This is a genomic window from Arsenicicoccus dermatophilus, from assembly GCF_046267915.1.
Classification (GTDB): domain Bacteria; phylum Actinomycetota; class Actinomycetes; order Actinomycetales; family Dermatophilaceae; genus Arsenicicoccus; species Arsenicicoccus dermatophilus_A.
On record NZ_CP176520.1, the window covers coordinates 22,480 to 48,566 of the forward strand.

General features: G+C 73.3%; 18 protein-coding genes and 1 tRNA gene. 8 read left to right on the forward strand and 11 right to left on the reverse strand.

Translation table 11 applies throughout. From position 1 onward, the window contains the following. Positions 1–157: 157 nt before the first annotated feature. From pknB to ACK2IS_RS00515, 6 genes are read right to left on the reverse strand one after another with little or no spacing between them, the layout of a single operon-like run. Positions 158–2,125 carry a Stk1 family PASTA domain-containing Ser/Thr kinase gene (gene pknB, locus ACK2IS_RS00490; protein WP_409484211.1) on the reverse strand — a complete coding sequence of 656 codons (1,968 nt, stop codon included), beginning with the start codon at positions 2,123–2,125 and terminating at the stop codon, positions 158–160. Next, complete coding sequence (locus ACK2IS_RS00495; RefSeq protein ID WP_409484212.1) at positions 2,122–3,591, reverse strand: peptidoglycan D,D-transpeptidase FtsI family protein; 1,470 nt, start codon at positions 3,589–3,591, stop codon at positions 2,122–2,124. Before ACK2IS_RS00495 ends, pknB begins: the two co-directional genes overlap by 4 nt. Next, a complete protein-coding gene (locus ACK2IS_RS00500; protein WP_409484213.1) occupies positions 3,588–4,955 on the reverse strand; it encodes an FtsW/RodA/SpoVE family cell cycle protein in 1,368 nt (455 codons plus the stop codon). The genes ACK2IS_RS00495 and ACK2IS_RS00500 overlap by 4 nt, the downstream gene beginning before the upstream one ends. Then, entirely contained in the window at positions 4,952–6,349 is a 1,398-nt protein-coding gene (locus ACK2IS_RS00505; protein WP_409485691.1) for a Stp1/IreP family PP2C-type Ser/Thr phosphatase, read from the reverse strand. The genes ACK2IS_RS00500 and ACK2IS_RS00505 overlap by 4 nt, the downstream gene beginning before the upstream one ends. A gap of 5 nt (positions 6,350–6,354) precedes the next feature. After that, entirely contained in the window at positions 6,355–6,822 is a 468-nt protein-coding gene (locus tag ACK2IS_RS00510) for an FHA domain-containing protein (protein ID WP_409484214.1), read from the reverse strand. Between the two features lie 8 nt (positions 6,823–6,830). After that, complete coding sequence (locus ACK2IS_RS00515) at positions 6,831–7,919, reverse strand: FhaA domain-containing protein (RefSeq protein WP_409484215.1); 1,089 nt, start codon at positions 7,917–7,919, stop codon at positions 6,831–6,833. A 154-nt stretch (positions 7,920–8,073) separates the two neighbouring features. Here ACK2IS_RS00515 and ACK2IS_RS00520 point away from each other — a divergent pair. The 4 genes from ACK2IS_RS00520 (at position 8,074) to ACK2IS_RS00535 (ending at position 11,196) form a co-directional block, all read left to right on the forward strand. After that, positions 8,074–8,159, forward strand: a tRNA-Leu gene (locus tag ACK2IS_RS00520). Positions 8,160–8,684: 525 nt separating this feature from the next. Next, entirely contained in the window at positions 8,685–9,347 is a 663-nt protein-coding gene (locus tag ACK2IS_RS00525; protein ID WP_409485692.1) for a LuxR C-terminal-related transcriptional regulator, read from the forward strand. 9 nt (positions 9,348–9,356) lie between these two features. Further along, a complete protein-coding gene (locus tag ACK2IS_RS00530) occupies positions 9,357–10,577 on the forward strand; it encodes a sensor histidine kinase (protein ID WP_409484216.1) in 1,221 nt (406 codons plus the stop codon). Positions 10,578–10,698: 121 nt separating this feature from the next. After that, positions 10,699–11,196 carry a lamin tail domain-containing protein gene (locus ACK2IS_RS00535; protein WP_409484217.1) on the forward strand — a complete coding sequence of 166 codons (498 nt, stop codon included), beginning with the start codon at positions 10,699–10,701 and terminating at the stop codon, positions 11,194–11,196. Between the two features lie 58 nt (positions 11,197–11,254). Here the strand turns inward: ACK2IS_RS00535 and ACK2IS_RS00540 are convergent, their stop codons facing one another. Then, entirely contained in the window at positions 11,255–12,163 is a 909-nt protein-coding gene (locus ACK2IS_RS00540) for an HNH endonuclease (RefSeq protein ID WP_409484218.1), read from the reverse strand. A 71-nt stretch (positions 12,164–12,234) separates the two neighbouring features. Between ACK2IS_RS00540 and ACK2IS_RS00545 the strand changes: the two genes are divergently transcribed. The 3 genes from ACK2IS_RS00545 (at position 12,235) to ACK2IS_RS00555 (ending at position 17,178) form a co-directional block, all read left to right on the forward strand. Beyond that, on the forward strand, positions 12,235–12,888 hold the full coding sequence (locus ACK2IS_RS00545) for a TenA family protein (RefSeq protein WP_409484219.1): 654 nt from the start codon (positions 12,235–12,237) through the stop codon (positions 12,886–12,888). Positions 12,889–13,125: 237 nt separating this feature from the next. After that, positions 13,126–14,547 carry a hypothetical protein gene (locus tag ACK2IS_RS00550; protein ID WP_409484220.1) on the forward strand — a complete coding sequence of 474 codons (1,422 nt, stop codon included), beginning with the start codon at positions 13,126–13,128 and terminating at the stop codon, positions 14,545–14,547. Between the two features lie 462 nt (positions 14,548–15,009). Beyond that, positions 15,010–17,178 (forward strand): glucose PTS transporter subunit IIA, encoded by a 2,169-nt coding sequence (locus ACK2IS_RS00555; protein ID WP_409484221.1) that lies wholly within the window; start codon positions 15,010–15,012, stop codon positions 17,176–17,178. 79 nt (positions 17,179–17,257) lie between these two features. Here ACK2IS_RS00555 and ACK2IS_RS00560 read toward each other — a convergent pair whose 3' ends face one another. Next, positions 17,258–18,289, reverse strand: a complete 1,032-nt coding sequence (locus tag ACK2IS_RS00560) for a DUF3068 domain-containing protein (RefSeq protein ID WP_409484222.1) — start codon at positions 18,287–18,289, stop codon at positions 17,258–17,260. 194 nt (positions 18,290–18,483) lie between these two features. On the opposite strand from ACK2IS_RS00560, the gene ACK2IS_RS00565 reads away from it, so the two are divergent. Then, positions 18,484–19,716, forward strand: coding sequence for an acyltransferase family protein (locus ACK2IS_RS00565; RefSeq protein WP_409484223.1), 1,233 nt, complete (start codon positions 18,484–18,486; stop codon positions 19,714–19,716). 70 nt (positions 19,717–19,786) lie between these two features. Here the strand turns inward: ACK2IS_RS00565 and ACK2IS_RS00570 are convergent, their stop codons facing one another. From ACK2IS_RS00570 to ACK2IS_RS00580, 3 genes are read right to left on the reverse strand one after another with little or no spacing between them, the layout of a single operon-like run. Continuing rightward, positions 19,787–24,007, reverse strand: a complete 4,221-nt coding sequence (locus tag ACK2IS_RS00570) for an alpha-(1->3)-arabinofuranosyltransferase family protein (RefSeq protein ID WP_409484224.1) — start codon at positions 24,005–24,007, stop codon at positions 19,787–19,789. After that, the gene (locus ACK2IS_RS00575) at positions 24,004–24,807 is read right to left on the reverse strand and encodes a class I SAM-dependent methyltransferase (RefSeq protein ID WP_409484225.1); all 804 of its coding nucleotides are present in this window, start codon (positions 24,805–24,807) and stop codon (positions 24,004–24,006) included. The genes ACK2IS_RS00570 and ACK2IS_RS00575 overlap by 4 nt, the downstream gene beginning before the upstream one ends. After that, positions 24,804–26,060: a glycosyltransferase family 4 protein gene (locus tag ACK2IS_RS00580; protein ID WP_409484226.1), complete on the reverse strand. Its 1,257-nt coding sequence runs from the start codon at positions 26,058–26,060 to the stop codon at positions 24,804–24,806. Before ACK2IS_RS00580 ends, ACK2IS_RS00575 begins: the two co-directional genes overlap by 4 nt. Positions 26,061–26,087: the final 27 nt, after the last annotated feature.

A 26,087-nucleotide genomic window follows, 5' to 3' on the forward strand; every position in this document is an offset into this window, starting at 1 on the left:
GGGGTGGCCCGCGGGGTCGACCGCGCGCCCGCCCCCTCACCCCCGCGGCACCACCGAGGCCCGGCGCCGCTGCTGCTGCTGCGGGGCCGGGCCTCGGTGTCGGAGCTCGGTGCCGGGCTCACCCCGTCAAGGGCTCACCCCGTCAAGGACCCAACCGTCACGGGCTCGGCGGCGTGGACGGGAGCGGGGGCGTCGGCGGGAGCGGGCCCGGGTTGCTCCCCGTCTGGGTGGGTCCCGGCAGGGTCGTCCGGGTGGGCTGGGGGGCCGGTCCCGGGCTGTCAGGCGCCGTCGGCGGCGCCGGCGCGGGGGCGGTCGACGTCACCGTGATCGTGGTCGTGGGCTGAGGGCTCGGCTGCGGGGCGGCCACGGTCAGCGTGATCTTGGTCCCCGGCGGCTGGGTGCCGTCCTTGATGTCCTGCTCCAGCACGGTGCCGGCGGTCTGGCTGCTCGGACGGTCCCTGCGGGCGGGCCGGAAGCCTGCGTCGGTCAGGACCTTGGCGGCCGCCTGGTAGTCCTGGCCCTCCACGTTGGGCACCGGGGCCCGCCCCGTGGAGATCTCGAGCCCGACCGAGCTGCCGACGGGCACCATGGTACCGACGGCCGGCTCGGTGCCGACGACCTGCCCGGCGGGGATCGACTTGTCGTCGACCTTGGTCACCACGCCGGGCAGCAGCCCGGAGTCGACGAGACGCTGCCGCGCCGAGCCCTGGGAGTACTTGCGCACGTCAGGCACCGGGACGGCGGTGGGTCCGGTCGAGACGAAGACGGCGACGGCGTTGACCGGGTCCTGCTGGACGCCCGCGGCCGGACTCTGGCCGATCACGGTGTCCTTGGGGGCGTTGCTCTGCTTGCGCTGGAAGTCCCCCCGCAGGCCCACGCTGGTGAGCCTGGCCTGGGCGCCCTTCTCCGTCTCGCCCATCAGGCTGGGCACGGCCACCAGCACCACCTGCTTGGCGGGCGGGTTGAGCATCCGCCAGGCCCCGAGGCCGACGAGTCCGATGAGCAGCAGCAGCGCGACGATCCAGGCGACGTAGCGCCCGGTGCCCCGCTCGTTCACCGGTGGCTGGGAGGAGGTGCGGTAGCCGTCGGGACCGGGCGAGGTGGGGCTGGGGTCGGTCACCGGCACGGCGTCGGACCTGGTCACGGCGGATGCCGCCGCCGTCGCTCCCACCAGGTGGGAGGTGTTGCCCGGGATCGCCTCGGTGCGGGCGAGGGGCTCGGTGGGCTCGAAGAGCGCCGCCGCGGTCGTCCGGGCGTCCTCGCTCAGCGGGCGACCCTCCCGGGCGGCGCGCAGGTCGGCGGCGAAGGCCGCGGCCGTCTGGTAGCGCTGCTCCCGGTCCTTGATCAGCGCGTGCATGATCACGGTGTCCAGGGACCGAGGGATGGTGCTGTCGTGGGTCGACGGCAGCGTGGGGTCCTCGCCGACGTGCTGGTAGGCGATGGCGAGCGGGGAGTCCCCGATGAACGGCGGGCGCCCCGTGACGAGCTCGAAGAGCAGGCATCCGGCGGAGTACAGGTCCGACCGTCCGTCCACGACCTGGCCGCGGGCCTGCTCGGGCGAGAGGTACTGCGCCGTCCCGATGACCGCCTGGGTCTGGGTCATGGTCGCCGTCGAGTCCGGGCCCATGCCCCCTCGGGCGATGCCGAAGTCCATGACCTTGACCATGCCGTCACCGGTCAGCATGACGTTGCCGGGCTTGACGTCGCGGTGGACGATCCCGCGCTCGTGGGAGTAGCCGAGGCCCGCGAGGATCTGCTCCCCGATCCGCATGGCGTCCTCGGGGGAGAAGGGCCCCTGGTCGTGCATCAGCTGGCTGAGGGTGTACCCCTCCACCAGCTCCATGACGATGTACGGCACGACCTCGGTGACGCCCACGGCGTTCTCGACGACGTCCTCGCCGGAGTCGAAGACCGCGACGATGTTGGGGTGCGACAGGCTCGCCGCGGCGTGCGCCTCCCGCCGGAAACGACCCTGGAAGGTCCGGTCACCGAGGCGTCCGGCGTGCAGCATCTTGACCGCGACGGCGCGCCCGAGCCTGGTGTCGTACGCCGCGTGCACGGTCGCCATTCCGCCACGACCGATCTCGTCGCCGATCTCGTAGCGACCACCCACGAGCCGGTTCATGATCCGACCACCGCCTCGATGACCTTGCGGGCGATGGGGGCGGCGACCTTGTTGCCACCGGTCTCCCGGCCGGCGCTGCCGCCGTCCTCGACCACCACGGCGACCGCGACCTGCGGCTTGTCGTCCGGGGCGTCCAGGGGGGCGGCGGCGGTGAACCACGCGTGCGGAGGCTTGCCGTTGCCCTGCTGGGCGGTGCCGGTCTTGCCCCCCACCACGACGCCGGGGATGCGGGCGTTGGTGCCGGTGCCGTTCTCGACGACGCCCTGCATCATGTGGGCGATGACGCTCGCCTGGTCGGCGGACATCGCCTTGGACAGCTGGGTCGGCTGCGTCTTGTCGAGCACCGACAGGTCGTCCCCGCGCACGGTGGAGACGAGGTAGGGCTTCATGACGATGCCCTTGTTGGCGATCGCGGCGCTGACCATCGCGACCTGCAGCGGCGTCACCCGCACGTCGTACTGCCCGATCGCCGCCTGGGCGGACTGGGCCTTGTCCATGGTGCCGGGCACCGTCGACGGGGTGACCCGCGTGGGGATGCGCAGCTCGTCGCCGAAGCCGAACTTCGCCGCCTGGTCGACGAGGGCCTGGCCGCCGAGGTCGATCCCCACCGACCCGAAGGCCGAGTTGCAGGACGTCTCCAGCGCCTGCTGCAGGGTCACCGTGTCCGAGCCGGTGCACGAGCCGTTCTGCCAGTTGGTCAGCGGCACCGTGGACAGGGGCAGCTTGAGCTGCGGCGGCGCCGGGATGCGGGTCTGCTCGTCGTAGCGCCCGGAGCTCAGGGCGGCGGCGGTGGTCACGAGCTTGAAGACCGACCCCGGTGGGTAGAGGTTGCCCGCGATCGCGCGGTTGACCATCGGCTGGGCGGGGTCGGAGGTGAGCGACGCCCAGGCCCGGCGGACCTCGGCGAGGCGGTGGCTGGACAGCTGCGCCGGGTCGTACGTCGGGTGCGACACCATCGCCAGGATCGCTCCGGTGCGCGGGTCGAGCGCCACCACCGAGCCGCGCTGGTCGCCCAGGGCGTCGTCCGCGGCCTTCTGCACCTTGGGGTCGATGGTGAGCTCCAGGCTGGCGCCCGCGGGCTGGCGGCCGCTGACCAGGTCGGTGATGCGGCGGTAGAACAGCGTGTCGGAGGTCCCGGAGAGCATGCCGTCCTCGGCGCGCTCCACGCCGCCCCCGGCGCCGTACGTGAAGGAGTAGAACCCGGTGACGTGGGCGTAGAGCTGCCCCTGGGGATAGGTGCGCTCCCACCTCATCTCGTCCTGGGTGGCCACGGACTTGGCGATGGGGGTGCCTCCGACCAGGATCTGGCCGCGCTCGCGGTCGTAGCTCGCCAGCAGGGAGCGGCGGTTGTCGGCGCGGGCGGCCAGGGACCTGGACTGGAAGAACATGATCGACGTGGTGCTGACGAGCAGGCAGGCGAACAGGAAGGCGGCGACCGCGCCGAGCCTGCGGATGGGGGGGTTCACCGCGGGTTCACCACCTGGGTGACCTCGGCCGCTGCGGGCATGCCGGCGGTGTCACCCTCGTCGATCGGGCGCCGCGCCTGGTCGCTGATGCGCAGCAGCAGGGCGACGATGGACCAGTTGGCGATCAGCGAGGAGCCACCCGCCGACAGGAAGGGCGTGGTCAGACCGGTCAGCGGGATGACTCGCGTCAGCCCGCCGACGATGACGAAGACCTGCAGCGCCATGCCGAAGGCCAGACCCGCGGCCAGCAGCTTGCCGAAGCCGTCCCGCACACCGACCGCCGTGCGCAGCCCGCGCTCGACGAGGATGGCGTAGAGCGCGAGGATCGCGAAGATGCCGAACAGCCCGAGCTCCTCGCCGAGGCTGGCGATGATGTAGTCGCTCTTGGCGAACGGCGTGATCTCGGGGTGGCCCCCGCCGAGCCCGGCACCGAGCAGACCCCCCGAGGCCATCCCCATGATGCCCATCCCGACCTGGGTCAGGCCCTTGTAGAAGGGGTCGAACCACAGGTTGACGCGCTCCTGGACGTGGTCGAACAGCAGCCAGGCGATATAGGCCCCGCCGCAGAACATGAGCAGGCCCAGGGCGATCCAGGAGACCCGCTCGGTCGCGACGTAGAGCACCGCGACGAACAGGCCGAAGAACAGCAGCGACGAGCCGAGGTCCTTCTCGAAGATCAGGATGCAGAGGCTGAACGCCCAGGCCATCAGGATCGGGCCGAGGTCACGGGCGCGCGGCAGCGGGAAGCCCAGCACGCGCCGTCCGACCAGGGACAGCACGTCTCGGGTCTGGACCAGGTAGCCCGCGAAGAAGATCGCCAGGACGATCTTGGCGATCTCGCCGGGCTGCAGGCCGAAGGGGCCGACCCGGATCCAGATCCGCGAGCCGTAGTGCGGGTCCCCGATGAACGGCAGCAGCGGCAGGATCAGCAGCAGCGCACCGGCGGCCATGAAGGTGTAGGTGTAGCGCCGCAGTCGGCGGTGGTCGCGCAGCCACACGAGCAGCCCGACGGCGCACAGCACCGACACGAAGCTCCACAGCAGCTGGTGCGGGGCGAGGATGCCGTCGCGCGTGTGCTCCAGGTCGATGCGGTGGATCATCACCAGGCCGAGCCCGTTGAGCAGGATCGAGATGGGGACCAGCAGCGGGTCGGCGTAGGGCGCGCGCCAGCGCAGGGCGAGGTTGAAGGCGACGCCGATGCCGAGCAGCCCCGCGCCGTTGGTCAGCATGTCGGTGGGGAGCGTGCCGGCGGTCTTGAGGCCCACGTTGGCGTAGGCCAGCATGATCAGCCCGACGGCGAGGACGATGAGGCCGAGCTCGATGGTGCGTCCCGTCCGGGGGCGGTACGACGACACGGTGGTCATCGGGGCGCCCCCGTGGGGGTTGCCCCGGGTGCCTTGCCCGGGGCCGCCGGGGTGGGGGGCACGACGACGGTGACCGTGGCGGTGCCACCGGACCCGTCGGCGCCCACCGTGGGCGTGGGCGTCGGCGTGGTCGTCGGAGCCGCGCTGCCGTCGCCGCAGGTCTGACCGGCGGCCTTGGCGCGGGTGCAGGCCTGGGCCTGGTTGCGCATGTCGGCGACGACCTCCTGGGCCTTGTCCCGCCCGGCGGCGGGGACGCCTTGCGTGATGCGGTTGCGGTAGAAGTCCGGCAGGTCCGCCAGGGAGACGTCGGTGACCTGGTCCACGGTCGACAGCGAGAGCGGGCCGACCTGCTGGTCGATGCCGCGGTAGACGGCGACCTTGTCGTCCTTGGCCGCGACGAACCACTGCTGCTGGGACCACAGCCAGCCGGCGTAACCGAGGCCCGCCAGCACGACGAGGGCGAGCAGGCCGCTGAGCACGAGCCGGGTGATCGTCCCGCGTCCGCCGGCGGCGGGGTCCTCGGCGGCGACCGGCTCCTGGTCCGGGGCGCCGGTGGCGGTGCGGGTCAGGGCGGCGGCCCGGGCGGCCGGGGTGTCGGGGACGGACCGGTTGAGCTGGCGTGCGGCGGCCGCGCCGACGACCTGGGGCCGGGTCGACGGTCCCTCCTCGTCGGTGAGGCGCACCACGTCCGCGACGATCGCGGTGATGTTGTCCTGGCCGCCGGCTCGCAGGGCCAGGTCCACGAGCCGGTCGGCGGCCTCGTCGGGGCCGGGCTGCTCGGCCAGGATCTCGGTGATGGTGTCCTGCGCGACGAAGCCGCTGACGCCGTCGCTGCAGATGAGGTAACGGTCACCGTGGTGCAGCTCGCGCCACGACACGTCGGGCTCGTCGCCCTCGTGCCCGGTCAGGACGCGGGTCACCATCGAGCGGTGCGGGTGGTGCTCGGCGTCCTCGGCGGTGATCCGGCCCTCGTCCACGAGGGACTGCACGAAGGTGTGGTCGTGCGTCATCCGGATCAGCTGGCCCTGACGCAGCAGGTAGGCCCGGGAGTCGCCGATGTGGGCGACCGCCAGCTTGTTGTCCGTGCGCAGCAGGGCGGTGACCGTGGTCCCCATCCCGGCGAGCTCGGGCTTCTCCTGCGCGATCTGGTGCAGGTGGCCGTTGGCGGTGCCGATGGCGTCCTCGAGGTGCTGCAGGGCGCGGGAGCCGTGCGAGTCGTCGTCGAGGGGGGCGAGGGCACCGATCGCGGTCGAGCTCGCGACGTCGCCACCGGCGTGCCCGCCCATCCCGTCGGCCACGACGAGCAGGTGCGGGCCGGCATACCCGCTGTCCTGGTTGGAGTCCCGGACCAGGCCGACGTGGGAGCGCGCGGCGTAGCGCAGGGCCATGGGCATGTCGTTCACCGCCGCAGCTCGAGGACCGTGCGGCCGATGCGCAGCTGGGTGCCCAGCCCCACCGGGGTGACCTCGATGAGGCGTTCCTCGCCGAGGTAGGTGCCGTTGGTGGAGCCGAGATCCTCGACCTTCCACCCCTGCTCGTCGCGGAAGACACGGCAGTGCCGTCCGCTCGCGAAGTCGTCGTCGAGGATCAGTGCGCACTCCGGGTTGCGGCCGACGAGCACGCCCGACGGCTTGAGGGTGAGGGTCGTGCCCCGCAGGCTGCCCTCCGTCACCACGATCCGGTCGGGCTCGTTGCCGGCCGCGCCACCGCGACGCTGGCCGCCGCGGGTGCGTGGGCGCAGCGACGACTTGGGCTCCACGCGCGTGCCGTAGAGGTCACGGCGCAGGACGCCGGCCAGGCTGAGCACGAAGAACCACAGGCCGGCCAGCAGTCCGAGCCGGATGATGGTGAGGGTGAGCTCGCTCACGGGCGTCCTTAGGGCTTGCCGAGGCGGAAGGTGAAAGAGGTGCGTCCGACCGTCACGCGGTCACCGTCCGACAGCGCCTGGCTGGCGACCCGGTGCCCCTCCACGAAGGTGCCGTTGGTGCTGCCGAGGTCGCGGATCGCCCCGACGAATCGAGGCCCCTCGCTGGTCACCCGGATCTCCGCGTGGCGCCGGCTGATGCCCGGGTCGTCGAGCACGACGTCGGCGATGCCGTCGCGGCCGATCACGGTGATGGCCCCCAGGAGGGGGTAGCGATCGCCGTCGATGTCCAGCCACGGGCGCTTGGTGGGGTCCAGGCGCGGGCGACGGGCCGGCGGGTAGGAGTGCGTCGCGGGGGCGGGCTCGTAGACGTCCCGCTCGAGGGGGTCGCGCGCCGAGTAGGGGCTCGGGGCGTAGGGGTCGACCGCCTCGAAGTCGTCGCCGGTGAGCCGGTCCCCGACCCCCGAGGGGATGATGGCCGCGCCGGCGGTGTAGGCCGACTCGCGCTCCCGCCCGCCCCCGCGGTAGGCCGCCTCGCGGCCCGTCGGGGCGGGCGGGGCGTAGGGATCGGCGGCAGCAGCGGGCGGCGCCTCGTGGCGCGGCGGCGTGGGCCGGGAGGCGGGCTCGTCGTACGCGGGGACGTCGTAGTGGTCGCGCCGGGGCGCGTCGTAGGGATCACGCCGCGGCGCCTCGTACGGGTCCGCAGCGGGCTCGTCCCGGGTGAAGGGGTCCTTGGCGCTCGCCGGACGCAGCTTGAACACGCCGGTCTCCAGCTGGGGGTCCTGGCTGAGCACCACCCGCAGCGGCCCCGCCGGGTGGTAGCGCTGGGACTCCGCGTGCTCCTCGGCCGCGGCCACGAGCTCGTCGGTCAGTCCCTCGGCGTACGACGACAGCTCCGCGTAGTCCGCGGAGCTGAGCTGAACCGTGTAGAGGTTGGGCACGATCGTGCGCCCTCGGCCCACCACCGCGGCCTTGTCGTCCATGGCCGTGCGGATCGCGCTGGCGATCTCCACGGGCTGCACGCTCGACTTGAAGGCCTTGGCGAAAGCGCCGTTGACCATCGACGACAGCTTGTTCTCCAGGTTGTCGAACAGTCCCACAGGCCCACCTCCGTCACGTCGCAGTTCGTGGGCATCGTAACCGGGGACGGTGGCAGCCTCCTGGAGATGAGGGACCTGCGCGGTCTCGGTTTGGTGACTGAGGCTCCGGTGGGGCAAGATAGGGCGTCGCACGGGGTCGCACCCGAGCAGCCACGGGCAAGTGGCGGAATGGCAGACGCGCTGGCTTCAGGTGCCAGTGTCCGCAAGGACGTGGGGGTTCAAGTCCCCCCTTGCCCACCAGCACGACGAGGGCCCCGGATCCGATCCGGGGCCCTCGTCGCACGTCCGGGCCGGACGGCGGTGCGCGGTGGCGTGGTGGGGGCCCGTCGACCGGTTGCAGCACGTCAGTGGTCACGCACCCCGTCAGTCGCCCGGGAGCAAGGCAGCGGCGTGCGCGCGTCGCGGGGGCCAGGGGAGGCTCGGCGGCGGCGGCGAGAAGGTCCCTGGGGGGCTGGGCGCCGTCCTCCGGCACACGGCGGGGCTCGTCAGCGGTCCGAGGGGGTCGGCCCCCTGCCGGCCGCCGCCCCTGGACGCCCGGCCCACGGGCCGGGGAGAGGTGCTGGCGCCCCCCCATCAGCGCCAGCACCTCGACCCCCCGCACCAGGCAGACTTACCATCGACCGGCTGTCGCCCCCCGGCGTGGTGCGGTCACCTCGGCTGCCTGCCTGATGGTCCGATCCTCGCTCGACCCCAGGTCAGCGGCATACCCCCGAAACAGGGGGTATGCCGGATCCGGCCTGGTCAGGCGATGATGGCCCGGTGAGCATGCCTCCTTCGCCCCTGCAGGTCGTGCTGGTCGACGACTCCGTGGCGATCCGGGTGGGCCTGCCGGTGATGCTGCCCCAGCTGGACTTCGTGGCGACGCTCCCGGACGTGGAGTCGCTCGCCGCGCGACGGCCGCTCGCGGACGTGGTGGCCCTGGACCTGCGGCTGGTGGGTGACGACCCGCACGGGCGGCTGCAGGGGTCGGCGGCGGTGCGCGCGGTGGCGGCGATGGGTTATCGGGTGTGTCTCTACAGCGACGAGCGGCGCAGGTTCGTGCTCGCGCAGTGCCTGCGGGCCGGTGCGCACGGGGCGGTGCACAAGTCCGACCCCGCCGAGGTCGTCGCGGACGCCTTCGCCCGGGTCGCGGCCGGTGAGACGGTGATCACGCAGTCCCTCGTCGGCCTGGCCGAGCTCGTCGACCGTCGAGGGGGGATGCCTCAGCTCACGCAGCGGCAGCGGCAGGTGCTGACGGCGCGGGCGAGGGGAGAGTCCTGGTCGTCGATCGCGCGGCGCCTGTTCATCACCGAGTCGGTGGCCCGGGAGCACCTGGCGGCCGCGTCCGCGAAGTTCGCCGCCTACCTGCAGGGCGCCACGCCGGCCGACCTGGAGCGGCAGCTCGGGATCGGTCCCGGCGACCTGTTGGACGGGGAGCGATCGGGCTAGGCTCCGGGCGTGGCCGAGGTGCGGGACGACGTGCTGTCACCGGAGCGTGCGTCGGTGGATCGCGTCGAGGGCCTGCTGGCCCTGGGTGCGGCGGCGACGCGGTTGGCGGTCCTGGCCGCGTCCTGCTTCAGCGTGTCGGTGGGCTGGGCCGTGACCACCAACCGGGTGGTCTACGCCGCGCTCGTGGTGGTGACCTTCGGGGTCACCCTCGCGCTGACCGTGCGCCTGCTGGTCCTGCGCCTGATGCCCGCGCGGCCGTGCTGGATCACCGACGCCCTGGTCGTCGCGCTCGCCGTCCTGGGCCTGGGCCTGGTCACGCCACCGGCCGACCCCCGCGACCCCGGCGTGGGGCTGCTGTGGGCGGCCGGGCTGTGCGGCAACGCGTGCACCACCGTCGGGCTGTGGGCGCGCCGCCGCCTGGACCTGCTCGGCGCGGTCGTCATGATCGGCACCTATCTGCTCGTGGCCTTCGGGCTCAACAAGGCGCCCGCACCCCTGGTGCTGAGCAACGCCGCCATGTGGGCGGGCTTCACCTGTGCCACCTGGGTGGTGGCCTCCAACTGGCGGGCCCTCGCCCGGGAGGCCGACACCCTGCGAGCGGTCGCGGTGCGCGAGGCCGCCCGCGCGGGCGAGCTGGCCGCGCTCGACCGGGCGCGACTCGTGGTGCACGACCCGGCGGCGATCCTGAGGATGATCGCCGACCCGGACACCCCTCCCGAGTCCTTCTCCGCGCTGCGGCAGCAGGCCGCGACGGAGGCGGTCCGGCTGCGGTCGTTCATGTCCGACACCCGCACGGTGCCCGCTCCCGCGACCGTCGACCCGGCGTATGACGGCTGCCCCGGGCCCGGCGACCCGACCCTCGCCGGCGCGGTGCGCGCCGGGGTGGAGGGCTTCGCCGACCTGCCGATCGAGCTGGCGGTGGACCTCGCCGAGGGCGTGGTGCTCGCTCCCCCGGTCGCCGAGGCGCTCACCCAGGCCGTGGCGACCTGCCTGCACAACGTGCGCGAGCACGCCGGCGCGGCCCTGGTCGTGGTGCACGCGGACGCCTGCAGGGGCGGCTGGGAGGTCACGGTGCGGGACGACGGGCGTGGCTTCGACGTGGACCGGGTGGTGCCGGGGCACGGGCTGCGGGCGCTGGTGCGTGACAACCTGGCGGCCCAGGGCGTGCGAGCCCACGTGGCGAGCGCGCCGGGCGAGGGGTGCACGGTGACCATGACGGGGGCCTGCTGACCCGGACCGGTTCGTCCTGAGCCCCCCGTCCAGGTCTGACCCTCGCCGTCCCGCCCACGCGGGCGCCAACCCGGCGCGGACGGGCGACCTGGGGTGGCGCGTGCGGCGTGGGGGTGATCGGATGTTGTTCTCATACAAGAACTTCCGGGGGAACATCATGTCTGCACGTCGTCCTGCACCCGCTCTGTCCGCCCTCGTCGCCGCCGGGCTCCTGCTGGCTCCGGCCGCTGCCGCGCAGGCCGCCACCTCGCCGCTGCAGCTCGGCCGCTTCCAGGCCGACGCCGGCGGCACCAGGCAGAAGGACACCAAGGCCAACGTCAACGGCGAGTGGATCCAGGTGCGCAACACCTCGGCCAAGGCTCTCGGCGTCGCGGGGTATGTGCTGCGTGACGCGTACGGCCACCGCTATGTCTTTCCCAAGGGCGCCGTGATCCCCGCGCGTGGCGTGGTGACCGTCTACACCGGGGCGGGGACGGATGGGAAGGGGCGGTTCTACTGGAAGCGCGGCTTCCACACCTGGAACAACACCGGTGAGACCGCGACGCTGCTGTCGCCCAAGGGCATGCGGATGGACGTCTGCGGCTACAAGAAGAACGCCGCGGGCTACGTCAACTGCTGACGCCTGCCGATAGCGGCGACGTCCATGGGCTGCCTCACGCTCATGCACCGCGAGCCCCTCAGCCGGCGAGGAACCTCGCGTAGTGAATCTGCAGCAGCTGGGGGTCGGGACGCTCACGCTCGAGCCGGGGAAGGAACCTCAGCTGGTCACCGTGCAGCCCCTTGAGGCCGTACTCCAGCAATGGGCCGTCGACTTCATCGAGAATGTCTGCACGGATTTGCACCTGGAAGTCCGGAGTCACCCCCAAGATCCCGCTGTCGTAAGCGGCGTGATGAATCTTGCACAGGGATAGACCGTTCCGCAGCGAAGCGGCCCCGAGCTCGTGCTTGTCCTCGACGATGTGAGCCGCATCGAGGAGCACGGGGTGGCGCAGGGCGCAGACGGCGCAGTGGCTCTCATAAGCCCGCAGCACCATGCTGCGGAATACCGGTTGATGAAGCCGCCGTGTCGTCTCGGAACGGAGGTAGCGCCGCAGGACCTCCTCGACGGGGGACTCGGAGGGTCGCAAGTGTTGCATCCCATCGAGGGCCACCACGAATTGGTGATGGTTCGGCTCCTCAGCCACGAGGAAGATCGGAAAGACAGGCTTGTAGAGTGCGGTGCCCACACCCCAGAACCAGATGAGAGGTTGCTCGTCACGCATGGCCGCGCGAAGGGCGCGGTTATCCGCGTGGTCAGGATCGTCGCCGCGCCATTTGTAGCGAACGAGACCATCTGATCCAAGGTCGTCCGCATACGGCCGGGCCGCGCCCTCCGGCCGCCACACGGTGGTGATCGACAGTGCGGAGCCCAGCTCCTTGGGTTTGCGAATACCGCGTTGACGATCGCGAAGCTTGAACGGCTCTCCCCGGAAGGTGAACTCCTCGATCTCCTCCGTGGAGAGCACGCCCTCCCCATCGTGAGTGCGGGCCGCTAGCCACTGCATGGCTTCGATCCGCAGGGCGGCATCCTCCTCGTGGGACCACATGAGCTGAGCTTGGCACGAGATGCGTGGGCCAGCACGCCAACTCAGGTCTTCGGGCGGCATACGGTGGGGGCATGACCAGCTGGAGCCAGGCCCTGCGCGAGTCCGTCCACGACGAGTGGACCGCCGCCACGCGGCACCGGTTCGTCGACGAGCTGCTCGCCGGCACGGTGGCCGACGACGTGCTCGCTCACTACCTCGTGCAGGACTACCAGTTCTGCGACGCTTTCGTCGCGCTGCTCGGCGAGGCCTGCGCGACCGCGCCGGGTCTGCCCAGCCGCCTGCGGTACGCCCGGCAGCTCGGGATGTTCGCGAGCGACGAGGACACCTACTTCGTCGACTCCTTCGACGCGCTCGGCGTCAGCGAGCAGGACCGCACCGCACCACGGCTCACCGAGGCGACGCGCGCCTTCGACCGGGTGATGCGCGACGCCAACGCCTCCCGCAGCCATGCCCAGGTCGTCGCCGTGCTGCTCGTCGCCGAGTGGCTCTACCTCGACTGGGCCGAGCGCGCCGACGTCGAGCCGATGGCCGCCACGCGACCCGAGCACGTCCGCTGGGTCGACCTGCACCGCGGGCCCGACTTCCGCGCGTGGGTGCAGTGGCTGCGGGCCGAGCTCGACGACAACGTGCCCGAGGACGAGGCGGAGCACGAGGCGGTGGAGGCGGCCTTCCGGCGGGCGGTGTCCTGCGAGCTGGCGTTCTTCGAGGCGGCCTACCAGCGCTGAGCGGTATGCCGGGGAGAGTCGGTGTGCAGGCGTCCGCGTCTCGACCTCCGGCGTGGTGATGACAGATCGTGGCGGGCACCCCGAGGCCATTGACTCGGGTCGAGGCTGGGGAGCGAGCGGATGGGGCCAGGACGGGTCCGCGCCACCCGCGAGCCTGCATTACCCTCGTCGCTCAGGGGAGGTCCAGGAAGGACCACCATTCGGTGGATCCCGACGGGGACCGTGAGGGAGGACTGTATGCTCCGCAGGTTTGTCGTGTCGTCCGCGACATGGTCGCTCGTCCTGGTGGTCGCCGGATGCTCATCTGGTCCGACCGTGACGTACGGCGGCACCAAGGTGGCCGAGCCCGACAAGGTTCTCGAGACGGTTGAGAGTCAGTGGAAGGCCGCGGTCGGGCGGGGCAAGGTGAAGGCCAACGTGCCGGACGAGGCTCGATGCTACTTCCAGGTAGCGACGGTGGAGGACGCCAAGGCTCTTTGGGAGAAGGTCCTCTGCGGCCCCTATCGCCTCATGGCCTCCACGGAAACTACCTGGGACGCGGCGAAGATCGTGCCGGTTGGTTCCGACGGTGAAGCGGTGAGGCTAGGTCTGGGAGGAACTGGAGGCGATACCTTCACCCCTGGAACCGCTGCTGAAGGTCTGTCCCCTTGGAGGCCTGATGGAAAGGTCGCTGATCTTCAGGTCAAGGTGAACGAGCCCGACGCGCCCAAGGTCGGTGCAGGAACCGTGATCGACAGCGTGTCCTCTGCGAGCCTCGGGACACCGAGCCTTGGGGCACCGAGTGACGGTCCAGAGGCCGAGTCCCAGCCGGTGATCATGCCGGATGGCCGGTACACCGTTCACGTCACGCGACAGGCTCGCGTCGGCGATCCTGAGAATCGGAAGGCGGCCCCTGAGGGCGGGACCTTCCTGGTGTTCAAGCTGGCCCGTGACTCCATCTCCTCGGCCTGGGCGCTGAGCCCCGATGGTCGCGGCACGCCCACCATCTCCACGACCGCCGCGGTCAAGGTAGGCGGTAAGAGTTACCCCGTCCCGCTGGACACGTCCACCTCTGATCATCGCGCGTTGGCCGTGGCAGGGGACGGAAAAGACGCCGTCTTCGAGTTCACCTATGACGGGCTTGCGCAATCGATCGGGCTGGACGGAAAGCGCATCGGCAATCCTGCGCCTGCGATGTACCTGGCGCGTTCTCAAGGCGCCTCGGATGCGCTGTCTGCGCAGATCGGGGGCTCGGAGCAGGACGGCTGGCGTGCCATCGGCCGGCTGACGGACATCAAGGTGCAGCTGACTGCCTACGATCGTGAGAAGAAGTGGGCGCCGGCGGGACAGGCCTGGGCGGTGGTCACGGCCTCTTTGAGCGAGGACGTCCCTACCTTCTACAAAGGTTGGTCCAGTGCCTCCTACGATACCAAGCTGAACGTCACTGATTTCACCCTCGACGGGCAGAAAGCCGTGAGCGAGACCATCGGCGATTCGACGTGGTCAGGAAAGGGACTGCGCTATGTGTTCGCCGTCCCGATCGCTCCTGACAAGACGGCACTGCAGCTCAAGGTGCTTGCCCAGTCCGTCGGGCCCAAGAAAGAGTACGGGGAGGCGTCTGCTCCCGCCAACGCCTCCATCAAGTACGAGTTCAACGGAACGGTCAACCTCACGGAGTAGCGGGGGCGGCGCCGCCGCCGCTGCGGACTCGCCGGTCCAGGACTCGCGCTGCGTCCGCAGGTCGTGGGTCCGGATCCGTGACATCGGGGACTCGTGCGGGCACGACCTGTTCGCACATGCAAATTCTCCCTCCGGGCGCGGGCCCCGCCCGGGGGCATCGGACGAGGCGGCGCGCGGGCGTCCGCGTCCCGACCTACGGCCCCGCGCCAGCGGTGCTCCGGACCACGCTGAGCGGTATGCCGGGCGAGTTCCTCACCCCCGCACGGGTATTCGCAGGCGCACGGTGCGCCTGCAGCCCTCTGCCCGGCCCGACCGCCTCCCCCGATGCCCGAACGGATGCGTTCGGTAGGATTTGCAGCATCAGGCGGACTCACCCGGGCGGCGTCGCAGCGCGATATCGCGCCCCGACGACCTGACAATGGAGAGGCCCCCCGCCCAGCACCTGCAACCAGAAGGCATCACATGGCCGCGAGCCCAGCACGCTCGATCGTCGACGCAGTCGGCGGTCCGTCCAACATCGTCAGTCTCACCCACTGCGCCACGCGACTGCGCTTCCAGCTGCGTGACGCCTCCGGCATCGACACCCCCGCGGTGGAGGCCATCCCCGGCGTCATGGGCGCCGTCCCGCAGTCCGGCGAGCGCTACCAGGTGGTCATCGGCGGCGGCGTGCAGGACGTCTACAACGCGATCCAGGCGCTGCCCGACATGCAGCAGCAGGGCGCCGGCACGAGCCGGGCCGGCACCGACGAGGAGCTCAAGGCCCAGCTGCGCGCGGGCGGCCCCCGCGGCAGCCGCGCCTGGCTGGACAACTTCTTCGAGTTCCTCAGCGACTCCTTCCGCCCGATCATGGGCGCGCTGCTGGGCGCCTCGCTGTTCATCACCTTCATGGCGCTGATGTCGACCATCGGCCGCATCGACAACTGGGCCGACCCGCGCGTGTCCCTCAAGGGCGGCTGGGCGGCGGTCAACCTGCTGTGGCAGGGCGTGTTCTACTTCCTGCCGCTGATGGTGGCCTACAACGCCTCCAAGAAGCTCGACGCCGACCCCTGGGTGGGATTCGCGATCATGGGCGTGCTGATGCTGCCCGGCTTCCAGGCCCTCGGTGAGCACGCCCGCACCGCGCACTTCCTCGGCAGCGACATCAAGATCTACGACGTGTTCGGTCTGCCGCTGACGATCTTCGGCTACGGCTCGACGGTGTTCCCGCCGCTGCTCATGGCCGCGGTGCTCGGCCCGCTGTACAAGCTGCTCAAGCGGATCGTCCCGGCCAACCTGCACCTGATCTTCGTGCCCTTCCTCGCGATGCTGATCATGATCCCGCTGACGGCCTTCCTGATCGGCCCCATCGGGGTGTACGTCGGTGCCGCGCTCGGCAACTTCCTCAGCGCCGTCAACGGCTTCAACCCGCTGATCTTCGCCATCCTGATCCCGCTGGCCTATCCCTTCATGGTGCCGCTGGGTCTGCACTGGCCGATCAACGCGATCATGCTGCTCAACATCCAGACCCTCGGCCACGACTTCATCCAGGGCCCCATGGGCGCGTGGAACTTCGCCTGCTTCGGCGCCACCGCCGGCGTGCTCTACCACGCCGTCAAGGACCGGGACGTGGCCATGCGCCAGACGGCCACCGGTGCCCTCGCGGCCGGTCTGCTCGGTGGTATCTCCGAGCCTTCGCTCTACGGCATCCACCTGCGGTTCAAGAAGATCTACCCCCGCATGCTCGTCGGCTGCCTCGTCGGCGGTCTGATCATCGGCCTCGGCGGTGGCGTCACCACCAAGGCCTTCGTCTTCACCTCGCTGCTCACGATCCCGGCCTTCGACAGCAACATCGCGCTGTATGCCGCGGGCGTGCTCGCGGCCTTCGTCACCTCGATGATGCTCGTGATCATCGGCGACTACCGCACCGAGGAGCAGAAGCTCGCGTCCCGCGCCAGCGCCGCGGCCGCCACGGACACCGCGATCCCGGAGCAGGACCCCGTGGCCGACGAGACCGTCACCCTGCGCACCGACGACCGTATGGCGCACGCCGCCAGCCCCGTCTCCGCCGCGGGCTCCGCGGGCGGCCAGGCGGTGGCGGGTGACACCGCCGGTGCTGCCGCCGGTGGAGCCGCGGGTGCGACACTCGCCGGACGCTCCGCGGACGCCGCGCCGGCCCCGCGGGCGGCGGACGGCGTGATCGAGATCGGCTCCCCCGTCGCCGGCACCGTCGTGCCCCTGGCGGAGGTCCCCGACAAGGTGTTCAGCGCCGGCCTGGTGGGACCCGGCGTCGGCATACAGCCCTCCGCGGACACCGTCTGCGCTCCCGCCGCCGGCAAGGTGGTGGTGGCCCAGGCCACCGGGCACGCCTTCGGACTCGCCCTGGACAACGGCGTGGAGCTGCTGATCCACGTGGGCATCGACACCGTCAACCTGGACGGTCGCGGCTTCGACGTGCACGTCACGGCGGGCGACGTCGTGGCGGCGGGCACCCCGCTCGTGACCTTCGACCGCGCCGTCATCGAGGAGGCGGGCTACTCGCTGATCACGCCGGTGCTCGTCACCAACGCCTTCGCGCACGGCGCCGTCGAGCAGGCCGCCCACGGCGAGGTCGCCTCGGGGACGCCGGTGATCGCCGTGCACCCGCAGGGCTGACCCACGCAGCACGGCCGGAGCCCGGCACCCGAACCTCGGGTGCCGGGCTCCGTCGTCGGTCCGGGTCCGGGGCGCCGGCTCAGGCGTGGCCGGCGCCGATCACGTCCAGCTTCTCGGGCTCGGGCTCGCGGTGCTGCGCCCGCCGCGGCCGACCCTGGCGCCAGATCAGCACCAGCCCGAGCACCGTCAGCAGCAGCCCGGTGACCACCCCGATCGGGCCGAGCAGGTCACGGACGAAGGTGATCTGGCGCGCCTTGGGGCCGTACTCGTCGGCATACGCGCGCTGCGTCGCACCGTCATACCCGATCGTGCCCTTGACCAGCGTGATCGTGCCGAGGTCGGAGACCAGTCGTCGGTCGATCTGCTCCTGGCCCTTGATGATCACGCCCGTCGCGGGCTCGACCCAGAAGGTGCGGGTGTTGGCGTAGTCCACGGAGGACGCGACGTCACCGGGCTCGGTGGAGCCGTACCACGAGCGGGGCACCGGCCGGGTGCCGGGCAGGCGGGTGGTCGGGATGCGCTGCCGGTAGACATTGACGTCCAGGCCCTGCAGGGTGTCGGTGCGCACGAACTCCGCGTCGACGGCCCGCCGCAGCTGCGCGTCCCAGAAGGGATAGGTGCGGCGCTGGGCGTCGAAGGGGAACTTGAAGAACAGCCCCTCGTGAGCGATCTCGCCGCGCTGCATGACGCCGTTGCTGCCGGGGGTGCTGGCATAGTCGCCGCAGCAGTTGGTCGCCATGCCGGTGGTGCGGTCGATGGACACGCCGTCCTCGCTGCGGTCGAGCCACGGGCCGCCGGTGATGCCCGTCTGGAAGCCCACCTGCCAGTAGGCCGTCGAGTCGCGCTCGTCCTCGGGCACCTGGCCGGGGATACCGATGATGTTGCGGGTGTTGGTGACCTTCTGGTCGGTGAGCTGCTCGACCTTGAGGGCGGTCGAACCCTCCGGACGCGTGATGCTGAGGATCGAGACGCCCGTGCCCTCGGAGACGGGCCGGGTCCTCATGTCGAGCGGCACCTTGGCGAGCCGGTGGTAGATGCCGTTGGCGTTGAGGCCGATGACGAGGGCGACGATGCCCAGGAACACGGCGAGACCGCCGAGGATGCGGCGCATGGAGGACTCCTGCTCAGGAACGGCGGCGGTGTCGTGACGAGGGGATGTGCTCGCAGAAGGGCTCGGAGCCTACCTGTGGGTAGACCTGGCGTTCTCGCAGACGGTAGCAGCGCAGCCCGTCCCTGTCCCTTCGTGTCACCCCGCGTGCACCGATCACCGTGCGGTGATGGCGGGAACAGCCTACCCTCGCGGTCGTGACCCCACCCCGCCCCACGCGCCTGCCCGCCCTCGACGGGATGCGGGCGCTCGGCGCGCTCATGGTGCTGACCACCCACGTCGCCTTCGCCAGCGGCGACGCGATGCGCGGGCCTTACGGCGGGCTCCTGGCACGCCTGGACGCGGGGGTGCCGATCTTCTTCGTGGTCTCCGGGCTGCTGCTGACCCGACCGCACGCGCGGGTGTGGGTCGGCGCGGCATCGGCGGGCGAGACGGCGCGGGCCCGGGATTGGCGCAGCTACGCCCGGCACCGGCTGCTGCGCGTCCTGCCCGCGGCCTGGGTCGCCGTCCTCGCTGGCGCCGTGCTGCTGCCGGCCGGCCTGGGACCCGCCCCCTACCTGCGCATCGCCACCCTCACCCAGATCTACTCGCCGCAGCCGTCCGTCCCCGGCCTGACCCAGATGTGGAGCCTGGCGACCGAGGCCGCCTTCTACCTCGCGCTGCCGCTCGCGGTCCCGCTGCTCGCGCGGCTCGGGTCGGTCCGGTCGATCCTGCTCGCGCTGGCGACCACCCCGCTGGTGGCGGTGGCGTGGACGGTGCTCACCCACGACCGCCTCGGCGGGACGCCCAACCTCTGGCTGCCGGGCTACGTCGGCTGGTTCGGGGCCGGGATGGCCCTGGCCGTATGGCGGGAGGCACGCCTCGCGGGCGTCCTGCCCCGCACCGGCGTCGACGAGCTGGCCGCGCACCCCGGCACGGTGTGGGCGCTGGCGGGGGCCACCTACCTGCTGCTGTCGACGCTGGCGGCCGGTCCTCTCGGACTGACCCCGGCGACCGCGATGGAGGCGGTGGTCAAGACGACGGGCTACACGGCGGTGGGGGCGCTGGTGGTGCTGCCGTGCGTGGCGCCGGCGCGCGAGCAGCCCGGGGGTGCGGTGTCGGTGCTGGGTGGGCGGGTCGCGTCGGTGCTGGGGGACCTGTCGTACGGCGTCTTCTGCTATCACCTGGTGCTGCTCGGGCTCGTGCAGCGGGCCCTCGGGCACCGGCCGTTCTCGGGGAACGGGCCGCTGCTGTGGGTCCTCACGGTGGCGCTCACGCTCCCGGTGGCCTGGGCGAGCCACCGCTGGCTGGAGCGGCCGGTCCTGCGGTGGGCCCGTCGCCGCGACCCCGCGACCCCGGTTGCGCCCGCCACCGCGGACGCAGCCACCGCGGACGCAGCCGCCGCGGACGACCGCGGGCCCGCCTGGACACCGGCAGGGCATGTCGGCTAGCCCCGGGTCACCGCGAGCCGCCGGTGGGGGGTGTGCGGCGGCCGGGACGGCACGGCGCTGGCCGAGGAGCTCACCGGGCGCCGACCTCCTCGCCGCCGCCCCGGCCCGGCGTGGGGTCGGGGCAGGGGTGCGTCACGGCCAGGGCGAAGCCGCTCAGCACCAGCGCCTGCACCCACCACGACCGCAGCGCCGCCCCGCCCGCGCCCCACGGCTGCGCGCACACCAGGGCGACCGCCGCCGCGCCCGCGCACCCGACGAGCAGCGCGGGCAGGGTCGCGAGGAACGCCGTCGCCCGCTCCCACCTCGCGGACCGGACCGTCGGCCGTCCGGCCGCGCGGCGGCGGGCGAGCCACCCGCAGGCGCCCCCGAGCAGGACGCCGCCGCAGGCGGCCGTCATACCGGTGACGCCGCAGGCCAGGCCCAGCACGGGGACCGCGAGCACGGCGAGCGCCGACCCCGCCCAGGAGGCCGCGGGCAGGGGCGCCGAGCCTTCGCGGGGGTGGCGCAGGATGCGGATCACCAGCACGAGCAGGCCCACCAGCAGCAGGAATCCGGCAGCGAGAGCGAAGGCGTAGGGCTGCTGCGGGGCATAGCTCTCGCGCACCCAGGTGGCCTCGCCCGCCGGCACCAGCCATCCCTGCGCCCGCCCGTCCAGGCGCACCGGCCGCAGCGCGGCGCCGGACCCGTCGACGGCGACCCAGCCGTCGTTGGCGTTGTGCGGGAGCGCAAGCACCGCGGGGGTGGCGCGCGCGGGCAGCCGATAGCGGCCGTCCTCCAGCGGTATGCCGGAGGCAGGCGGCGCAGCCATCGCGGCGTCGGTGGCCACGAGCTGCAGGGACTCGGGCTGCCAGGCGGCCGCGGCCGGGGCGTCGACGCGGTGGTCGCCCGCGCCGAGCGCGAGCGAGGCCCGCCCGCACCCGACCCAGCGCACCGGCCGTCCGGCGAGCAGGTCCCCGACGGTGCCGAGCAGGCGGGTGGCCTGGGGGATGCCGTCGACGGTGAGCACCGGACCGGACCCGCAGGTCGCCCCCACCGGGGCGGTGCGCAGGGCCCCGCGGACCAGGTCCTGGGCGCCGAGGAGCTGCACCTCGGAGACCCCGACGGGCAGGTGCTGGACGACGCCGGTCGCGGCCTCGACCGAGCGGACCACCTCACGCCCGCGCAGGACCAGGTCCACCCGGTCGGTGACGGTGGCGGGCAGCCAGATCGCGCCGTCCGGACCGACGGTGCGGTCCAGGGCGCGGCCGCCGAGGCGCACGGTGACCCGGGTGGGCCGGGCGGCGGCCAGGTGCTGGTCGACGCGCAGCACCAGCCCGCCGATCCGGCGGCGGGTCGGCAGCCGCAGCGTCAGGGTGGGGGCGGCGTCCTCGGCCGACGCGACCCACCCGGTGCCCAGGTCGCCGTCCACGACGGCCCCGGGCCGGCCGAGCAGCGAGGGCACCCGGCTCGACGTGGCGCCGGCCCGCACCCCCACCGGGGGCTCCAGGAGCGCGGCGGCCTGCGGCGTGGGGCGGGGGCGGACCGTCCCGGACCAGACGTAGCGGCGCGGCGCGGTCGTCGTGAACCCGCGGAACAGCCCGACCTGCTCCTCGCCCGCCGCGACGAGCCCGGCGGCGCACAGCGGGCGGCCGCCCTGGCGCAGGCAGCCGTCGCGACCGGGCTCCTGGCGGCGCAGACCGACCACGTCGGGTGTGCCGGAAGGGGTTCTCGGCAGCTGCAGCCGCGGCACGGGCACGATCCCGGGCACCAAGAGCTGGGTGATCGCCAGGCCGGCGTCCGCGCCGGGACCCAGGGTGCGCAGCCGCACCCGCAGCCGGGTCGTCGGGCCCGGGGCCAGCCGCAGCGTCAGGGGATCCGTCGGCTGCGCGAAAGGCACGAGGGTCGCGGCGGTGCCGGCGTCGGTCTGCGTCTCGAGGGTCGTCGGCAGCGCGGCCCCCGGCGCGGGCCGGGCCAGGGTCACCGTGGCGCCCCGCAGGTCGCGCGGGCGGTCGAGCCGGATCTCCAGCCAGGGCCGGGCCCCGGCCGGCTCGAGCCCGGAGCGCCAGCGGGTCGCCGGGTCGCCGTCCAGGGCCGCGGCCGGGCCGTCGCCACCGGCGATGTGCAGCAGCGACCCGGCGTCGGCGGTGGAGCTGGAGGCGGCGACCCCCGCGACCCCCTCCCAGCGCAGCACGGTCCGTGGCGCCCGCGGGTCGACGAGGTAGTCCCGCACCCGGCGCCCGGTGGTGCCCGGGTCGTCCGCGGTCAGCACCGGCGACCGGTTGTCCGAGGCCCGGCCGAAACCGACCTCGCGCTCCTGGTTGCCGTCGGTGAGCACCTCGGGCAGTCGCCCGCCCGGCAGCGCCGCCCGCACGGCGTCCCCCTCCGGGCCGCCCAGCAGCGCGTCCGCGTCGCGCCCGAGCACCCCGACGCGGGCGGGCAGCACCCGGGCCAGGGAGGGGGCGTCCTCAGGGCCGCCGGTGACCGACCGCAGGGCCGCCACGGGCACCAGACGCGCCTGCTCGACCGGGCCCACGTCATACACCTCGACGCTCGGGTAGGGCAGCAGGGTGCGCTCGTCCAAGGTCAGGTCGGGGGTCTCCAGGGTGCTGCCCGACGCCGGTCCGAAGGCCCGCACCCGGGGGATCCCCGCGTCGGCGAGGGCCTGGTGGACGGCGAGCGGCGGCGCCGAGCGGGCCGCCGCTCGCAGGTCTCCACGCACCACGAGATAGCGGATCCCCGCGTCCGCGAGGGCGGTGCGCAGGCCGGGGACGGTGACGCCGGTGCGCAGTGAGCGCTCCACCTCGTCGAGCAGCCGGGTGGCCCCCGCCGACCCGAGCGGCACGGCGTCGCGCACGGCGAAGGGTCGGCGCATCAGCGCCTGGAGGGGTTCGTCGCGCGGCGCGCCCCAGGTCAGCTCGGCGAAGGGGGCGGCCGGCACCACCAGCACGCTGCCCGGGCCAGGCTGGGCGTCCAGCCAGCGGGCGGCGTCGCGCCAGTAGTCCGGCACCTGGGTGAAGGTGCCCTGACGCGGCAGGGTGGTCGCGAAGGCCGGTCCCGCGGCGGCGACCACCAGGGCCCCCGCGAGCACCCCCGCGAGCCGGCGCGGCAGCGGACCGGCGAGCGACGGGCGCCCGGCGGGACCGTCCCAGGCCACGGCCCCGAGCCGGTGCAGCGCGTGGACCAGCCCGACCAGCAGGGGGATCCGCACCACGAGCTCGAACTTGTGGATGTTGCGCAGCGCCGCCAGCGGCCCGTCCAGCAGGCCCTGCACCGCCCCGGCCAGGGGGCCGTGCGCCGGGCCGGCGAAGCCCAGCGTCAGGAGCACCAGCCCGGTCAGCGCGGACAGCCGCCACCAGGCGCCCTCCCGCAGCCGCGGCAGCGTCAGTCCGACGAGCCCGAGGACCGCGGGGGCGGTGCTCACCGCGACGAGCAGCGGCTGCGCGACCAGCTGCCAGCCCGCGGGCCAGGTGGGCCCGCTCGGCACCCGCAGGTAGGTCAGCCACGCGGTCGTGCCCTGCAGCGCGCTGAAGGCGCTCGCCGTGCTCGTGGTCGCCGGGGCGTTCTCGATCCAGTCCAGGAAGGGCGGGCTGAAGCGGCCGAGCACGAGCAGCGGTCCCAGCCACCAGGCCCCGGCGAGCAGGCAGGCGCCCAGCCAGGCCAGCCCGTCGCGGGCGGCCCGCAGGGAGCGGGCCCGGGTGACCCACCACAGCGTCGGTATGACGAGGACCGCCCCCGTGGCCACGGCGTTGACGCCGCCCACGCACCCGAAGGCCGCGGCGGACAGCACGATCCGCTGCCAGGGTCGCCGCGGGCGGGGGTCGACGAGCGGCAGGATCACCCAGGGGGCCACGGCATACGGCCACACCTCGATCGAGGTGACGGCGACCTCGGCGAGCATCCGGGGGGACAGGGCGTAGAGCAGGGCCCCGAGGTAGCGCGACCAGGGCCCGCCGACCCCGACCGCCCGCGCGAGCCGCCAGAAGCCCAGGAAGGCCGTGACCAGCACGATCGTCCACCACAGCCGCTGCGTCACCCACTCGGGGACGAGCAGGGTGCGCAGCACGGCGTGGACCGGTCCGATCGGCCACCAGTAGCCGTAGGCCTGGTTCTGCAGCTGGCCGAGCTGGCTCGCGTCCCACACGTGCAGGGACCGCAGCAGGAAGGCCACCGGGTCGAGGGTCAGGTCGAGCTTGGTGTCCGGCGCGACCCGCCCTCCGGCCTGCAGGAAGGCGACGGCCGCCAGGAGCAGGCACCCGGCGAGGAGCCGCGCCCGCCAGACGACCTGCTCGGCGCGTGGGCCGGACCCGCTCATCGCACCCGCAGCACGACGACGGCGTTCCAGGACAGCACCTCGCGCACGAGGGGGACCCGGATCAGCCAGCGTGCCCAGGAGGGGTGGTAGCGCGGGAGGACCTCGACGGTCCGGACCCGACCCGCCCGCTCCTGCGCCCGCACCCAGCGCAGGGTCCGGGCGATCGAGCAGGCGTGCAGGGAGACGCCGAAGTCGTTCTTGGGCCGGTGCCCGTGACGGCGGGCGTAGCGGTCGGCGGCGCGCCGGCCCCCGAGGTAGTGCCACGGGGAGGTCTCGTGCCCGCCCCACGGGGACAGCCACGGCGTCCAGGACACGACGACGGTCCCGCCGGGGCGGGTGATCCGCACCATCTCGGTGAGCATCTGCTCGGGGTCGGGGACGTGCTCGAGGACGTTGCTGGAGTAGGTCAGGTCCACGGCGTCGTCGGCGATCGGCAGCGCCAGGCCGGAGGCGCGCAGGGTGTCGTCGGCGACGTCGCCGCGACGCTCCAGCTCGCCCGCGTCCGGGTCGATCCCGGCGTAGCGCACCCCGGCCGCGCGGAAGGCGTCGGCGAAGTATCCCGGCCCGCCGCCCACGTCGACCATGGTCGCCCCGTCGAGCGGGCACCAGCGCCGCGCCTCGCGCACCGAGTCGACGGCGAGCAGGCCGTAGAAGTAGGCCGGGTCGGTCTGCTCGACCGTGAACGCCCGGAAGAGCTGCACCGACCGGCGCAGCGAGCCCTCGGGTGCGAGCGGTGGCAGGGGTCGGGTCGCCCGCCGGTGGGCCGGGACCGGGGCCGGGGTGCGTGCCGGGGCGCTCATGCGCTCACCCGCTCGGGGGCGTCGGGTCGCTCGGACCCAGGTCGTGCGGGTCCGGGACGGTCTCGTCCCGGCCGTTGCGCCCCCGACCCCGGCCGACCGGGTCCCGGCGGGGTCGTCACCACCTGGTCGATCTCGGCGACAGGGGCGTGTCCGGCGGCGACGTGCCGCAGCAGCGCGTCCCAGCGGTGCACCGTGTCGGCCCAGGAGAAGCGGCGGGCGTGGGCCTGCGCGGCCCGGGCCGTCTCCGCGCGGGTCGCCTCGTCGGTGAGCAGCCGCTCGGTGTGGGCGACGAGCTCGGCCTGGTCGTGGGCCAGCAGCCCGGTGAAGCCGTCGAGCACCGACTCGGACAGCCCGCCCGCGCCGTGGAAGGCGACGGTCGGCACGCCGTGGGAGGCGGCCTCGATCACGCTCAGGCCCCAGCCCTCCTTCAGGCTCGGAGCCAGGGCGACCCACGCGGCCGCGAGCTCGCGGTGCTTGGTCTGCTCGTCGACGTGCCCGAGCAGGGTGACCGCGTCGTCGGCACCGACCGCCCGCACGTGGGCGGCGATCTCGTCGCGCCACCAGCCGTCGCCGACGACGTGCAGCCGCAGCCCGGGCAGCCGCTGCCGCAGCGCCACGACGACGTCGACGGCCAGCTCGACCCGCTTGTGGGGGACCAGGCGGCCCAGGACGACCAGGCGGGGCTCCGCCGCGCGCGGCTCGCCCAGGTCGAGGGGCGGCTCGGTGCCGTTGTGGATCACCGACACGTGCTCGGGACGGACCCCCAGCTCGGCCAGCTCGTCGCGGGTGCGCCCGGAGACCGTGACGTGCTGGCAGCCGGCATACAGCCTCGGGCTCACCCGGGACTCCAGCCACCAGCCCAGCGTCGCGACGACCCGCCCGAAGACCACCGGCCACTGCTCGCGGTGGACGTGGTGGACGAGGAGGACGACCGGGGTGCGGGTGGCGAGGCGGGCGGCGAAGGGCAGCCCGTTCTGCACGTCGACGACCACGTCGAAGCGGCCCTCGGCGCGCTCCAGGGACTGCAGCCGCAGCAGCGAGCGCGGATAGACCCCGAGCCGGTCGCCCTGGCGCAGGACCCGGTAGCCGTCGGGGTGCTGCTCGTGACGGGGGGCGCCGCCGTGGTCGGCGCACAGCAGCGTGACCTCGTGCCCCAGGGCGGCCAGGCCCGCGCACACCGTCTGGGCGTAGCGCTCGGCGCCGCCGCCTTCCGGGTGCGTGAGGTCACGCCAGCTGAGGACGGCGATGCGCACGATGGATCAGGGGGGCAGCAGGACGGG

Coding starts and splice junctions, on each gene's coding strand:
- pknB (WP_409484211.1), bottom strand. CDS start 2,125: ATGAACCGGCTCGTGGGTGGTCGCTACGAGATCGGCGACGAGATCGGT.
- ACK2IS_RS00500 (WP_409484213.1), bottom strand. CDS start 4,955: ATGACCACCGTGTCGTCGTACCGCCCCCGGACGGGACGCACCATCGAG.
- ACK2IS_RS00505 (WP_409485691.1), bottom strand. CDS start 6,349: ATGCCCATGGCCCTGCGCTACGCCGCGCGCTCCCACGTCGGCCTGGTC.
- ACK2IS_RS00525 (WP_409485692.1), top strand. CDS start 8,685: ATGCCTCCTTCGCCCCTGCAGGTCGTGCTGGTCGACGACTCCGTGGCG.
- ACK2IS_RS00535 (WP_409484217.1), top strand. CDS start 10,699: ATGTTGTTCTCATACAAGAACTTCCGGGGGAACATCATGTCTGCACGT.
- ACK2IS_RS00540 (WP_409484218.1), bottom strand. CDS start 12,163: ATGTGGTCCCACGAGGAGGATGCCGCCCTGCGGATCGAAGCCATGCAG.
- ACK2IS_RS00545 (WP_409484219.1), top strand. CDS start 12,235: ATGACCAGCTGGAGCCAGGCCCTGCGCGAGTCCGTCCACGACGAGTGG.
- ACK2IS_RS00550 (WP_409484220.1), top strand. CDS start 13,126: ATGCTCCGCAGGTTTGTCGTGTCGTCCGCGACATGGTCGCTCGTCCTG.
- ACK2IS_RS00555 (WP_409484221.1), top strand. CDS start 15,010: ATGGCCGCGAGCCCAGCACGCTCGATCGTCGACGCAGTCGGCGGTCCG.
- ACK2IS_RS00560 (WP_409484222.1), bottom strand. CDS start 18,289: ATGCGCCGCATCCTCGGCGGTCTCGCCGTGTTCCTGGGCATCGTCGCC.
- ACK2IS_RS00570 (WP_409484224.1), bottom strand. CDS start 24,007: ATGAGCGGGTCCGGCCCACGCGCCGAGCAGGTCGTCTGGCGGGCGCGG.
- ACK2IS_RS00575 (WP_409484225.1), bottom strand. CDS start 24,807: ATGAGCGCCCCGGCACGCACCCCGGCCCCGGTCCCGGCCCACCGGCGG.